This is a genomic window from Peribacillus sedimenti (assembly GCF_046237635.1).
Lineage (GTDB): Bacteria > Bacillota > Bacilli > Bacillales > DSM-1321 > Peribacillus > Peribacillus sedimenti.
Genome location: NZ_CP143547.1, coordinates 3001857 through 3014889 on the forward strand (window position 1 = coordinate 3001857; position 13033 = coordinate 3014889).

At 38.3% G+C, this 13033-nt stretch carries 13 protein-coding genes and 1 tRNA gene; 3 read left to right on the top strand and 11 right to left on the bottom strand.

Features of this window, described 5'->3' with window-relative positions; translation table 11 throughout:
• Nucleotides 1–97 precede the first annotated feature (97 nt).
• Nucleotides 98–493 carry a VOC family protein gene (locus tag V1500_RS14825; protein ID WP_409300359.1) on the bottom strand — a complete coding sequence of 132 codons (396 nt, stop codon included), beginning with the start codon at nucleotides 491–493 and terminating at the stop codon, nucleotides 98–100.
• A 309-nt stretch (nucleotides 494–802) separates the two neighbouring features.
• Here V1500_RS14825 and V1500_RS14830 point away from each other — a divergent pair, with 309 nt between their 5' ends.
• Nucleotides 803–1042: a hypothetical protein gene (locus V1500_RS14830; RefSeq protein ID WP_409300360.1), complete on the top strand. Its 240-nt coding sequence runs from the start codon at nucleotides 803–805 to the stop codon at nucleotides 1040–1042.
• A gap of 76 nt (nucleotides 1043–1118) precedes the next feature.
• On the opposite strand, the gene V1500_RS14835 is transcribed toward V1500_RS14830, so the two are convergent.
• From V1500_RS14835 to V1500_RS14845, 3 genes are all read right to left on the bottom strand, one after another.
• Nucleotides 1119–1838 carry a Type 1 glutamine amidotransferase-like domain-containing protein gene (locus V1500_RS14835; RefSeq protein WP_409306003.1) on the bottom strand — a complete coding sequence of 240 codons (720 nt, stop codon included), beginning with the start codon at nucleotides 1836–1838 and terminating at the stop codon, nucleotides 1119–1121.
• A gap of 396 nt (nucleotides 1839–2234) precedes the next feature.
• Nucleotides 2235–3044: a molybdate ABC transporter substrate-binding protein gene (gene modA / locus V1500_RS14840; protein WP_409300362.1), complete on the bottom strand. Its 810-nt coding sequence runs from the start codon at nucleotides 3042–3044 to the stop codon at nucleotides 2235–2237.
• Nucleotides 3045–3684: 640 nt separating this feature from the next.
• On the bottom strand, nucleotides 3685–4074 hold the full coding sequence (locus V1500_RS14845; RefSeq protein WP_409300364.1) for a cupredoxin domain-containing protein: 390 nt from the start codon (nucleotides 4072–4074) through the stop codon (nucleotides 3685–3687).
• Between the two features lie 529 nt (nucleotides 4075–4603).
• On the opposite strand from V1500_RS14845, the gene V1500_RS14850 reads away from it, so the two are divergent.
• Nucleotides 4604–4675 (top strand) — tRNA-Cys (locus tag V1500_RS14850).
• Between the two features lie 150 nt (nucleotides 4676–4825).
• On the opposite strand, the gene V1500_RS14855 is transcribed toward V1500_RS14850, so the two are convergent.
• The 7 genes from V1500_RS14855 to V1500_RS14885 all read right to left on the bottom strand — a co-directional run bounded on the left by V1500_RS14855 (nucleotide 4826) and on the right by V1500_RS14885 (nucleotide 11438).
• Nucleotides 4826–5038, bottom strand: coding sequence for a Fur-regulated basic protein FbpA (locus V1500_RS14855; RefSeq protein ID WP_409300366.1), 213 nt, complete (start codon nucleotides 5036–5038; stop codon nucleotides 4826–4828).
• 218 nt (nucleotides 5039–5256) lie between these two features.
• On the bottom strand, nucleotides 5257–6144 hold the full coding sequence (locus V1500_RS14860) for a sulfite exporter TauE/SafE family protein (protein ID WP_409300368.1): 888 nt from the start codon (nucleotides 6142–6144) through the stop codon (nucleotides 5257–5259).
• 817 nt (nucleotides 6145–6961) lie between these two features.
• Nucleotides 6962–7579, bottom strand: a complete 618-nt coding sequence (locus V1500_RS14865; protein WP_409300370.1) for an FMN-binding negative transcriptional regulator — start codon at nucleotides 7577–7579, stop codon at nucleotides 6962–6964.
• A 22-nt stretch (nucleotides 7580–7601) separates the two neighbouring features.
• Nucleotides 7602–8123, bottom strand: a complete 522-nt coding sequence (locus tag V1500_RS14870) for a GNAT family N-acetyltransferase (protein ID WP_409300371.1) — start codon at nucleotides 8121–8123, stop codon at nucleotides 7602–7604.
• Between the two features lie 23 nt (nucleotides 8124–8146).
• Nucleotides 8147–8599: a MarR family winged helix-turn-helix transcriptional regulator gene (locus V1500_RS14875; protein ID WP_409300373.1), complete on the bottom strand. Its 453-nt coding sequence runs from the start codon at nucleotides 8597–8599 to the stop codon at nucleotides 8147–8149.
• A gap of 487 nt (nucleotides 8600–9086) precedes the next feature.
• Nucleotides 9087–9470 (bottom strand): VOC family protein, encoded by a 384-nt coding sequence (locus V1500_RS14880; RefSeq protein WP_409300375.1) that lies wholly within the window; start codon nucleotides 9468–9470, stop codon nucleotides 9087–9089.
• Nucleotides 9471–10430: 960 nt separating this feature from the next.
• Nucleotides 10431–11438, bottom strand: a complete 1008-nt coding sequence (locus V1500_RS14885; RefSeq protein WP_409300376.1) for a fatty acid desaturase — start codon at nucleotides 11436–11438, stop codon at nucleotides 10431–10433.
• A 1001-nt stretch (nucleotides 11439–12439) separates the two neighbouring features.
• On the opposite strand from V1500_RS14885, the gene V1500_RS14890 reads away from it, so the two are divergent.
• The gene (locus tag V1500_RS14890; protein ID WP_409306004.1) at nucleotides 12440–12850 is read left to right on the top strand and encodes an SET domain-containing protein; all 411 of its coding nucleotides are present in this window, start codon (nucleotides 12440–12442) and stop codon (nucleotides 12848–12850) included.
• Nucleotides 12851–13033: the final 183 nt, after the last annotated feature.

The following is a 13033-nucleotide window of genomic DNA, read 5'->3' on the forward strand; positions in this document are numbered from 1 at the left end:
ACTCGCCGATTCCGTATGCATATGTACCAGAGCCTTAGAAAAAGGAGAATGGCCCAGTGCATTCTCCTTCTCTTATCAGTTTTCACCTGTCATGTAACTATTTTGCATTCTCATCTGGCTGATGAATGCCGAATATGTTGCCTTCTGTATCTATATAGTATCCTTGCCACGCCATACCCGGCAGAGCATGCTTGGCCATCGCCACCTTACCGCCATTACCGATAATTATGGCTTCCGTTTGATCGTAATCTTCGACACCCATAGTACATGCAAATCCATTTAATGCCTGTCCTGGTTCCGGCGCAGCACCTTGCCTCTGCATCAAAGCACCATTAATTCCCAGTTCCTTCTCATCGCCCGTGACTGCTCCGAAATAAGGCATTCCTGCATACTCACTCCAATCCTGAAATGACCATCCGAATACCTCTCCATAAAACTTCTTCGCCCGCTCCATATCATCCACATGAATTTCAAAATGAATCAATCTTCCCATGTTTTTCCCTCCTGTCAATTCCATTTAATAATTTCATGATATTCCGTTGAGTGTATTCCTTCTAGTTCGTGTGTATATTATAACCCATATGGAAAAAAATACAAGAAAAAACGGAACATTCGTTCGTTTTTATATGAATGAACGGATTATACAGCTAATTTACCAAACATTACCCGTGATATTTTCTTATACTCACACCAATATCCTGGAATGTATCAAAAGAAATTACATAAGCATTATAATGTCCATGCTGTAAATGCCTGTGTTAAATATTAACTCTCACGATAAGCTGGAAAGGGTGCTACATGAATGAAAAGGACGAATGATGATATTTTTATGGAATTAATGAGGATTTTTATAATTAGAGAAGAGCAGAGGGATGTGGATGGTGTTCTGCATACATCAGCCGAGAAGATTGCCAAATTACTGAATGAGCTAAAAGCCAACGGGCATAAAGATGATTATAAATTCATGAAAGAATTGAATGAAGACTGGATAGAGTCAGAATTAGAAAGAAAAGCGAAGCAATGGGATGAAAATTTGGACTGATCGATGCAGTCCTTTTTTTATTCCTTTCTTTTATTTTCAATTCATTACATCTCCCTATCCTTCTTTGCCCGAACAACTATCGGTCTCGTTCCTCCTTTTTTGTACGACCTAAGAATTCTATTTCCAGCTCTGTCTCGATCCCCAGTGTATCAAAGTCAACTTTATACGCTTTAGCACCTGGTCTTGAGCTGACGATATTGCTAATCTCCTGCTCTATGTAATGTACTGAAACACCGTCATCTGCTGCCACTCCACCCTTAATTTTCTTAGAAGCTATAAGATTATGATAGGTTGGTCTCCTGTCTATTTCGCCATCATAATGTGGGCAATTACTGCCCTTTAAAAAACCCAGGCACTTGATTGGTTCCAGTCCATCGCCATATGAATCAGTGACTCCTTCTTCAAACCAACAAATAGAACCGGCACTGACACCAGTTAGTATTATTCCTTGCTCCCAAGCCCTTCTCAGCATGATATCCAGCTCCCATTCCTTCCATAAAGCTAATAAATTCTTGGTATTTCCACCACCAACATAAATGATGTCCTTTTCCAAAATGTAGCCCTCTAAATCTCTGGTAGGTGGTTTATATAATGATAAGTGGGACGGCTGGCAGTTCTGTTGTTCGAAGAATTGATAAAACCTGGAGATGTAATTGTCCGAGTCTCCACTTGCAGTAGGAATAAAACAAATTTTTGGCTGTGGCTTTTTTGATTGATTAAGTATATATGAATCTAGCAGAGGATTCTGAGGCTCCATTGAAAAACCTCCGCCTCCTAAAGCAATGATTTGTCTCATATGGCCGCTTCCTTTCAAATAAAGCATAATTTGATAACCCCTCCACCCCAGCGATCGGTGGAGCATTGCTTCACCTTATTGCCCCTTAATCTTCAGAAACACACATTATCTTTAACAGGCACACATCTCACCTTCTGTAAAATTCAAATGTTTTATATTCCTTATGGAAAAGACAAAAAGGATTGATTACTTTCTAATTCTGCAAATACACTAATAGTAACAACCTGGAAAAACACCTGCACTATTACAAGTTTATCATATGGTATGATTTGGATTTATACTAACATTTGTTTGTGTTTTAGGAAAGATCGCTTGATGGATCCGAATTAGTAGGGTATAAAAAGTTCGATAATAAAAAAGGCTCCTTCATTAAAGGGCCTTGTTTCCATTTTCATATTAATTGATGTCCGTAAATCCATACTTTTCTAAAGTGCTCATTGACTTTTCATTTTGAAGATAATCATAGAATAATAGAGCTTGTTTAAGGTGTTCAGTATTCTTAACCACACCTACAGGATATATGATGGGTGCGTGAGTATTTTCCTTTGCGGTGGCTGCAACCTTAACCTTCTTAGAAATCATCGCATCTGTTTTGTAAACGATCCCCGCGTCAACATTATTAGTCTCAACATATGTAAGCACCTGCCTAACATCTTTTGCAAATACTACCGATCCTTCAACCGATTTCCAAATATTTATATTTTCTAATGTTTCCTTCGCATATTGTCCTGCTGGTACAGCCTCCGGGGTGCCAATTGCTATTTTCTCTATATTTGCAAGGTCTTCAAAAGACTTAATCTTTTTATTCGAACTCATTGGCACTACTAATACAAGTTCATTTCCAACCAGGTCTGTTGATTTTTTCTGATCAATTTGCCCGTCTTGGACCAATTTATCAAATTTGTCTTCGGCAGCAGAGAAGAAAAGATCAACAGGTGCGCCCTGATTTATTTGCTGCTGTAGTGCACCCGATGCTCCAAAGTTAAAGTTTACTTTCACGTTTGGATGCTCCTCCTGGAAGGCTGCTTTAATCTCTTTTAAGGCATCTTGCAGGCTTGCCGCTGCTGAAATTGTCAATTCTACTTTCTTCTCGGATCCTTCCTGCTTCCCCGCTTCTTCCTTTATAACTCGCTCATTGGCTGAACATCCAGACAATGTCAGGAAGAGCAGAACCGTCGAGAGAATAACAAGATATCTATTTAACATTATCTATCATCCTTTCGCATTAATTATAACAGTTAATAATTAATTTTAACTAATTATATAAGTTAGAACTGGAACGCACGAAAAATATTGAATCCGTCATACTTGTTTCAAAGAATATACTTTTGACTACACAGTAAATTAGAATATAGGATAGAGGCGAAGCTAAGGTCAAGGGAGCTTTCCTATACGATTGAGAGGTTTCCCAGCTATTAAAAATCTCGAAATTAACCCTCTATGACCTTGTCAAAAAGGGAACTGCCTGTCTTCCGTGCTGGAGGGCATGAGAAGAGATATTAAAGACCTGAACAAATAGAGAAAAACCATAAAACGAATAAGAATCCTTCCTTTCCAGCCCCTGTTGCTGCTGATAACAGGAAAAGAACAAAGGATTCTTCCAATATCGTTATTAGCAGGCAGGACATAGTCTTTAGATAGTTTAAAACATATTGAGAAAAGTTCAACCTATAAACCATTAAGATCCTTTACAGCGACAAAACGGATCATCTGAAATTGCAGCCAACAAAAGGATTGGATCATGGTCCTACCATAATCGCAGTTTATACTTAAATGATGATGCTGGGATAAAGCAACAATGTAACCGTTGCCAATTTAAAAAGCAAGGCCAGCTTGGCCCTGCCTGTTATTTGACTATTACGTTCCCGACCATCCCTTCCTGTAAATGGTACCGACATACGAGTCCATATGTACCTGGTGTTTCCGGTCTCACGGTAATGGTTTTTTCTTTTCCCGGCTGAACTTCGGCATCAATCATGAGCTTTTCCACTGTGAAGGTGTGTTCTTTTTTACCTTTGTTTTTCAATATCAGCGTAGTCATTCTCCCATTAGGAATAGTGATGACCTTCGGATTAAAAAAATCATCGTTCAACTCGACCTCAATCGTTTTCACCGACTCATTGGCCTGTGTTACGACCTCGGTTTCGGCAGAGACACTAAGTGACCGAGGAGTTGTCACAACCACAATCATCGCAAGCAAAACGGCCAAACAAGTCAATCGCTTTTTGACAGACATTCACAATCCCTCCTTTCCTAAGACTATTTTTTCCCATTCATAAAATGTTATCAATAATAATTGGGGTTCTAAAGTGCTTCAAACAGGTACTCTTACAATTAAACAGAACCATAAATTCGAACACGCCAGCGATTCCTAATTCACTTGGATACTTAACATATTTGCATTAAGTATGGGAAGATACTCTGTGTCTCGTATGTACAATACATCGAATTAGATGTAATTAACTCACCAAGTTTCTCCGAGATTGTGCCGATGCTTGTGCATTACTTTGCCAGATGATTGCCCGCAATAGTTCCAATGCCAAATTGATGGCTAGTATGTGTGCCAATATCTGCGAAACCTGTGCTAGAGCTTGTGAAAACTGTTCTGATGAATGCTGTAAAATGTGTGCTGAAATGTGCAGACGATGTGCTGATGCTTGCCGTGAGGCTTGCTGCTGCTAAATAGAGTTACTTAGCTAACAACGATAGATTGTACTTAGGCCGATTTTAAGTTCGGGAGTCAGTTTTGTTCTCCCGGCTTTTACGGGAGTATAGCCAGGGGGTAAGGCAAAGGTCTGCAAAACCTTCATTCTCCGGTTCAAATCCGGATACTCCCTTCATTACCCAGTCCCATAGAGCCGGTTTAGTTGATGTTGCTAGCTTTCCCTGATAAAAAAAGAGAGCTGCAGTAACAGCAGCTCCGATAATCCCGGCTTTATCCTCAGCTTTATTACATGTTTCCTGGCCATAACACGTTATAATTACTCTTACTCTTGGTTTCGCAAGTTACTTTTAAATTTAATGGAACCAAAATCACCATGGGGGTGATTATTATGTTGAAATCTTTTATATTCTTGTTCCAATTCTGTTAAAGTTAGCTTCGTAAGCGGGTTTTCTTCCCTGTCATACTCATTGAACATAATAAGAAGCTCTATCAGTTTCTGACGTTTTCTCTCCACAGCATTAAGAAGATTTCCCATCTTTGCTCACTCCTATATTAAATCAGTATTAAGCATTTCGGAGTCATAACTGTTGATTTCAATGACAGGAACGTCCGCTGCAGCGATTAATATGAAGGAGTAAAAATACAAATATAGTACATGTAATCCAAGGATATCATTGGTTTTATGACTGTTTGGCATAAATAATAACTTGGCTATTGTAATTTATTTTATCTTAAAATCTTATATTCAGAAACTTAAACATTGATGTCTGGATTAAGGGATCGATAGCTTTGCAGTTTCGAAATCGTATACACAATGGCGGCTACCCAGATGGCACTGATTCCTACGTAAATATATGGGTACACATTCGTGTCTTCAATCCAAGTATTCAACAGGGTCCTTGCATTAACCAATATAATGAACCCGCCTACAAGAACACCCATTAACTGAGCAGGAAGCTTCCGGACGAGCCATGCAGCGATTGGCGCAGCAATAAGACCCCCTGCCATTAATGCCCCTACCCATAGCCAGTTCACATCTTCCCATCCCAATGAGATAAAAAAACCGATGGTTGCAGAGACAGCGATCGCAAATTCACTAGTATCAACTGTACCCACTACTTTTCTTGGGCTAATTCCTTTTTTGGCTAACAGCACGGGAGTTGTAACAGGTCCCCAGCCTCCGCCTCCTGATGCATCAGCAAAACCCGCAATCAATCCTAATGGAATGGATTGTTTTATTGTCAAGTTCACCCCTTTCTTCTCTCCAGTTTGTTGGAACCTAAACAAGAAACGAATGAGTACATAAACTCCTAATAGCAGTAAAAACAAGGATATATAAGGTTTTGCAAGGTCCCCAGGCAAATTGCTAAGGAATGTTGCACCTAGAAAAGCCCCTATTGATCCAGGGATGATCAGACGGTAGACGGTTTGTTTGTCTACATTGCCAAACTTAATATGCGATACCCCGGAGGCCGCCGTTGTAACAACTTCAGCCAGGTGCACTGAAGCAGAGGCGACAGCGGGTGCAATACTGAATGCCAACAAAAGCGAGGATGAGGTAACTCCATATGCCATCCCCAACGCACCGTCGATCAACTGTGCGAGCAAACCAATTACAGCAAATACGAATAATTTCTTCATATAGATCACCTCATATTATTATAAGAATAAAGAAAAATCGTTAGGATAGTTCTTGTTGCGAACTATATGTAGCTTTGCCCCTTTCAAAATGTTTTTATTGAAAGTTACATAGGAAATGTAACCAACAATGACACGCTCCTTCTTGCCCGGTTCTCCCTTCGAAAACAATCCACGCTGAATACATAAGTAAACAAAAACGGGATACAGAATTTTATGGCTAGGCATAAAACTCCGTATCCCTCGGCTGTCCGGTTGGATACGCTTATTAAAATGGATGATTATGGATATAATACACCGACTAATCTGATAATTCAAGTAGGAATTATCAGTTTTTTTATGTGTTGTTAAGTATATTTTGTAAACCTATGCTTTAACAGGGATAAATTTATTACGAAACACCACTCATAGGCAGATAAAAAACAACTTATTTCATTTGAGATGCAATCTTTGCATCCAGCTCGTTCAGGAGTAATCGATAATAGGAAAGGGATTGCTTTATTTCTTCGACCTGATCGGTATTTCCTGCGCGTTGGTATTCCAGCATCTTATCTAATGATAAATGGACAGAACCAAGAATGGTATCCCGTGTCAACTGGAGTGCGAATGGGGTTAAACACTACGATTCCACGAAAATTAACTACAGATATGCTAGCCTGACCCGTTAGCATCATAAGAAAAAGCCGCAGAAAAGCGGCTCCGAATCTTCAGCTCTAGAATCCGGTAGTTTATGTACAATCCTTCAGAAATTCACAAGAGAATCTGCCATTTTTTAACTTACATCCTTAAACCCTTGCATCCAATCTTATAAAACGCTGTATTATTTTTTTATGCTCTTTTCCATCTGTTCTGCAATTTGTTTGGAATTTGAGTTTCCTTCATTTTGTAATTTATAAATGATGTTAGCATAATCCGTTTCATTTCGGTTTTGGCTTAATTTATAGGCGGCCTGGATTTCTTCGGCTTTAATCTTAAATCCTACAATACCTTTTAGTTGTTGTTCTAATAACTGAGGAGAAAGGGTATCCCATAAAACTGGATTCTTTCGGTGTTTTTCGTATTTTTGCAGCAACATTGTCAGATCCAGTTTTAACTCTTCTATGTCTAAAATCCTGGCTGTACCATATACATGTACAGCTTGATAATTCCATGTCGGGACATTCTCCTCTTCATACCAGGAAGAAGAGATATAAGCGTGCGGTCCTTGAAATATAACCAATACATCTTCACAGGATCCGAATGTTCTCCATTGAGAGTTCCCATAAGCCATATGCCCCGTTATATAATAAGTATCTTCTTCTCTAATTAACTGTAAAGGCAAATGAGTGGCAATTGGTTTCCCTTTTTCTGTTGTGACAACCGTACCAAAAGAGTTCTTTTGAACAAAGTCCCAAATGTCATCAACATTTGTGACCTTAAAATATTTTGGAATATACATGACAATCCACCTCCCCAAAAGGTCATATCAGTGTTTTGGTCATTATAAAGTCAATTTGTTCTTCATCACCCATATAAAAAGAGTGGGCTCCCGTTTGAACAAACCCCATTTTCTTATAAAAAGCAATAGCATTTTCATTTTTTTCCCATACGCCCAGCCAGATTTTCTTTTTGCCACGTTCCAGCGCAATGTCCATAGCTTTATTTAAAAGATATTTACCAAGCCCCTGTTTTTGAAATTTATTCCTTATGTAAATCCTCTCAATTTCAAGCGATTCATCACCCATTATTTCAGACTGAGCTTCATCGGCGTTGACCTTTAAATATCCAGCGACTTCATTATTAACATAAACAAAAAAGAATTCTGAAGAGCTATTGGATAATTCCTTTTCTAATTGTTTTACGTTAAACGCCTTATCCAAATAGGCTTCCATGTTTTCAGGTGAATTCTGATCTTTAAATGTATCGTTGAATGTTTCAATACTTATTTCTTGGAGTATTTGCAGTTCTTCATGGCTGCACCTTTTTATATTGATAGTGGTCATTTAAATATGTCGCTCCTTTAAAATCAATAATTTCTCTTGTTTCCCTTTTTTACAAATTCCCAGTCTTTTTCTATATTTTTTCTTACTCTTTGAAGAAGATTGAAAATGTTTTCTGCTTCTCTTTCGGTAAATCCCTCTAATGCAATGATATTGGAATAATCATTTTCTCTTTTTATAAAAGGATACACGCTTTTCCCTTTCTCTGTAGGAAAGAGTTTTTTAATTTTTTGGTTATGATCATCATCTTTCTTTTCAATGAAGCCATTATTTTCAAGTTTATTGATGGCACGAGCGGCTGTTGTCCGGTCTACTTTTATCATTTCAGCTAACTTTCCCTGAATGATTCCTGGATTTTCACATATTCGCACAAGGTACAAATACTGCCCTTTTGTAAGGTCATAATCTTTAAACTCTATATTGCTTATAGAATCTAATGCCCTGGCAATCATTCCAATCTCACGAAGAATTTCCTTCATAATTATCTCCCTGGCACATATTTTTTGTTTCAAATGCAATAAAAGTGGCATATATTAAATCTAATTTATTTTTGTTGCATTTGCAACAAAAATAACAAAAAAGAGGTTGAGTATCTTATTTATGTATCAGGTATTATAATATTAACCCTTGGTATTTCGTTCAATTTACAATCAGACCTTGGGACTTCACCATTTGATGCACTTTTGGTAGGTCTATCCATAAAGGTGGGGCTTACTGTGTGAAGTTCAACAAAAAAGGCCGTTATCCCCTCCTGGATCAACGGCACCCTTTAGCTTAAGAACTTATTCATAATGGTACATTCTAATAAAGAACGAGAACGATGTCACTTATCTTTAAACCTTAAACATGTATAGCCCCGTCTAATAAAAATAGGACAGGGTTAACATTAAGGAAAAAAACACTTCATCCAACTTACAACATACCAATAAGCGTTTTGAACAGGGATACATCTATTTCTACATAAAGTTACTTCTGCACGATCTGAATAAGGTTGCCGCATGTATCGTCGAAGACAGCTATGGTGACTTCGCCCATTTTTTTCGGCTCCATAGTAAACTTCACACCGTTATCCAATAATCGTTTGTATTCTTTATGAATATCTGAAACGCCAAACATTGTTGCCGGGATGCCGTCGCCAAATATTTTCTTTTGATACTCCTTTGCGGCAGGATGGTTATTCGGTTCGAGTAAAAGCTCGGTACCGTCTTGAGCATCAGGAGAAACAAGGGTTATCCACCTAAATTCTCCAACAGGAACGTCCTCCTTTTTCACAAACCCCAGCTTTGCTGTATAAAACTCCAGTGCCTTCTCTTGGTCTTGTACGAATAAACTGGTAACTATGATTTTCATAATGTTTTGCCTCCTTTGATATTTACAATGCTGGTGCTCTGGCTCCAAGCAGAATAACCTCTTCATTTGTCAGCTGCCCTAGATTTTCAAGTGGTTCTTTGTTACATGCCAATTCTCGAAGTTTTCCCTTTGTTTTGATTTTACGAGCCCTGCATCTTCCAGTACAGAAATGTTTAGCTATCGACTGCGCATAATGGAAAGATCGTGCTTCGTAATGGTACATACCGTATGTTCATACATCGTCTGCTCGTTCGCGTTTGGAAAGGCCGTCTAATATTAGTGGCGTGGAGTCGAGTCGCCAAGTGCTTTGAATATATCATCTTTGTCCCCATTCACCAAATCGAATATAAGCAACAGTATGGTTGCGTTATAAAGGAACCGTATCTTGCTGCCATAGAGTTTAAACCCTGGATCTACTTTATAAGCAAATCTGCAATCCTCTTTCGGTTTTGGGGGAACTGGAGCTGTGTGTTCCCTCAATCTCTTTTTTACCTCATCTATTACAATTCCTTGTTCATCCACATGCAGAAAGGCTAAAAACAACGAAAGTAGCTAACAATGCTTTTTTCACAATATGCACAGCCTGTCCTCCTATGTATGGCCCCCTGTGAATTTCAGTTTCTACCATTATTTTACTAGTTTTTCGAAAAATTCTCTATTGGAGTATTATTCTGGCAAGGGCTCTTCAACTAAACTGCCCGTTAGCTCAGTAATGCAAGAACCGCTCTTTTGAAACATATATAACGGTCGAACAGACTCTGAAATCACAGGAACAATTAACTATTAAAAAAGCCGCTAATAGTCCAAAAAGATTCTAAGCGGCTTTTTTATGTCCGTTTTTCAACTCCAACCAACCAACAGCTATTTAAAAAAAGCTTTCCTTCAATAATACGATTGACAAAAATAAAAGGACTCGCTATAAATTCTAGTGAGTCCTATTTCCAGATAAAAAACTTGAAATTATTTTTGCTTGGCAATAATATGATGAACTTGTTTAAAACCAATGAAATTTTTATTTTCTTCATCCCATATGTGCATTTTAAGCGAATTCAAACTGGTTCTCAGGGTAATGGTTGGAACCTTTTGCAGAGGTTCTGTATGATAGTGAGCAGCCTCCAAATGATAATTGGGCACTCTTGGATTTAAATGGTGAACATGATGAAATCCTATATTACCCGTAATCCATTGCAGTATTTTAGGCAATTTATAGAAAGAGCTCCCTTCAACGGCCGCTTTCACATACTCCCATTCTTCATTATGTTCAAAGTATGTATCTTCAAATTGGTGCTGAACATAAAATAGCCAAATTCCGATACTGCCGGAAACCATAAATATGGGGATTTGGACTGCTATAAACTCTCTCCAGCCAATCGTCCAGCACAACAAGGCAATAATGGAAAAAATGGCGAGATTCGTAATGTACGTATTGATACGTTCCTTTTTTTTTGCTCCTTTTTTGTTAAAACGCTGCTGAATGAGGAACACATATATAGGTCCTAACACAAACATAACAAAAGGATTGCGATACAAACGATATTTAAAGCGAAGCCAGGGAGAAGCTTGGACATACTCATCGATGGTAAGCACCCATATGTCTCCTGTCCCGCGTTTATCTAAATTCCCACTCGTTGCGTGATGAATGGAATGGCTGTGTTGCCATTGATGATACGGAAATAAGGTAAGAACCCCCATCAGGGTACCAACCCATTTGTTCGCTTGCCGGTTTTTAAAAAATGAGTGATGACAGCAATCATGAAAAATAATGAACATACGCACCAAAAAACCTGCATTGACAATAGAGATCACCAATGCGAGTACATAAGAGACCGACAGACTTTGGTACGCTATCACCCATAAAGAGAAAAATGGTACTAATGTATTGATGAGTTGCCAAACACTACTTTTTATACTCGATTTTTCAAAGGTAGTGGTTTGCTTCCTTAATTGTCTTGCTTTTAGTTTATCCATTCTCGCATTCCTTTCGATACTGCGTAAACGCGGCACCAATATAAATTGCTTTTTCTATTATAATTCTTTTCTGTCTTCTTAGCGAGTTATTTGGCAAAATAGAACGTGGCACATACTTCGCAGATCACGGTGGACCCGTTAAAAGTGTTTGGAAACTCATTAAATTCTCGAACTTCCTGTCTGTTACTTCTTTAAGTATCCTGTCCCGCCCATGAATGCAAGAAGGCTTTATCTTTCCTCTGCCAGAAAGAGACATAGCTGGAAGTTGCTTCTTTATGAATAACTAATCCCCTGCATAATTTGGATTACCAGTGATATTGTGTCAAACGAGAAAAATCCCAGAGAGCGATTCAGGCGTCCTGACCGGTCTTTAGGATTTCCCTCGAGAACTTTTGTTATTTTTAGATGTTAGATTTCTATCCCGAATGGGAAGTGAGGTTGTAGAAATTTAACTTCTGTCATTACTATGTCAATTGTGAAACATTATTATGCAAGAAAAAGCCGAGAAGCACGAGAGAGAGGATAATTCGTGAAATTTCAAGGAATTTTTCTTTGAACCGCTTTACTATTAGTGAGATTACTTACTTCCAGGAAAGAGAAGCAGCTAGAAGAAGCTTCATGAAATTAGCATTAGCGGAAATGGATCGTTTTTATACTGTTTGCAGCATATAACATAAGAATGTACTTATATTAATATTCGGCAAAGAGGATTTATGAAAGTAACCAGCTTCATACAATAAACGTGGGGACCAGGTAATCCCACCAGCGATAAATTCCTTACGGCTCTGGATCTTGTACAACCCTAAAGCAACCCATCCTCAATCTAAGAGATGAATGCAAGTCTTTTCTGTATTTTCTTCTCCAACTGACCTGCCCCTGCTATATCATGATGATTACGGCTGAGACAGTGCTCCAGTCAGAGGTTTATTAATTTGACAGTGTAAACATTTGCTTTCTGCATAATAAACCCTCAATATAATATTAACTTGGAGGTGATTAACATTTTAGAAATAAAGTCATCCCCCCTCAGTGATGGGGAATTTAATAGAGGAGTATTTGCGACAATTGATATAGCTAAAGGTGAGCTTATCCATGAGGCACCTGTCATTCCTTATCCTAATAGGGAGCATATTTTTATTGAGAAAACGGTACTTGATGATTATGTCTTTGAGTATGGCGCAAACCACACCGCAGTCGTGCTAGGGTATGGCATGTTATTTAATCATTCATATACGCCTAATGCAACTTATGACATTAACTTTAAGAATCATACATTTGAATTTTACGCATATACGGATATAAAAGCAGGTGAAGAAATACTAATCAACTATAATGGTGATGTTGATGACAAAGAGTCACTATGGTTCAATAAACATAAAGATGAAAATGGCAAGGATAAAACCGAAAGTTGATATTGCCTATTTACTCTGAGCATTCTTTTCTGGTCCCTGTTTATTAGCCTTTTAGGTTATCACGTATTAAGTAGCATGGGATTAACGGCTTTTGTCTCAACTGCGATCCTTGCGGCCAGCAGTTTGAGCACTTGCCTAGCCTCTTGCTTTTTTCTTATCAGTTTTGGACAATTATTTAAAGTT

Coding starts and splice junctions, on each gene's coding strand:
- V1500_RS14845 (WP_409300364.1), bottom strand. CDS start 4,074: ATGTCTGTCAAAAAGCGATTGACTTGTTTGGCCGTTTTGCTTGCGATG.
- V1500_RS14855 (WP_409300366.1), bottom strand. CDS start 5,038: ATGGGAAATCTTCTTAATGCTGTGGAGAGAAAACGTCAGAAACTGATA.
- V1500_RS14885 (WP_409300376.1), bottom strand. CDS start 11,438: ATGGATAAACTAAAAGCAAGACAATTAAGGAAGCAAACCACTACCTTT.
- V1500_RS14880 (WP_409300375.1), bottom strand. CDS start 9,470: ATGAAAATCATAGTTACCAGTTTATTCGTACAAGACCAAGAGAAGGCA.
- V1500_RS14825 (WP_409300359.1), bottom strand. CDS start 493: ATGGGAAGATTGATTCATTTTGAAATTCATGTGGATGATATGGAGCGG.
- modA (WP_409300362.1), bottom strand. CDS start 3,044: ATGTTAAATAGATATCTTGTTATTCTCTCGACGGTTCTGCTCTTCCTG.
- V1500_RS14875 (WP_409300373.1), bottom strand. CDS start 8,599: ATGAAGGAAATTCTTCGTGAGATTGGAATGATTGCCAGGGCATTAGAT.
- V1500_RS14860 (WP_409300368.1), bottom strand. CDS start 6,144: ATGAAGAAATTATTCGTATTTGCTGTAATTGGTTTGCTCGCACAGTTG.
- V1500_RS14865 (WP_409300370.1), bottom strand. CDS start 7,579: ATGTATATTCCAAAATATTTTAAGGTCACAAATGTTGATGACATTTGG.
- V1500_RS14830 (WP_409300360.1), top strand. CDS start 803: ATGAAAAGGACGAATGATGATATTTTTATGGAATTAATGAGGATTTTT.
- V1500_RS14870 (WP_409300371.1), bottom strand. CDS start 8,123: ATGACCACTATCAATATAAAAAGGTGCAGCCATGAAGAACTGCAAATA.
- V1500_RS14835 (WP_409306003.1), bottom strand. CDS start 1,838: ATGAGACAAATCATTGCTTTAGGAGGCGGAGGTTTTTCAATGGAGCCT.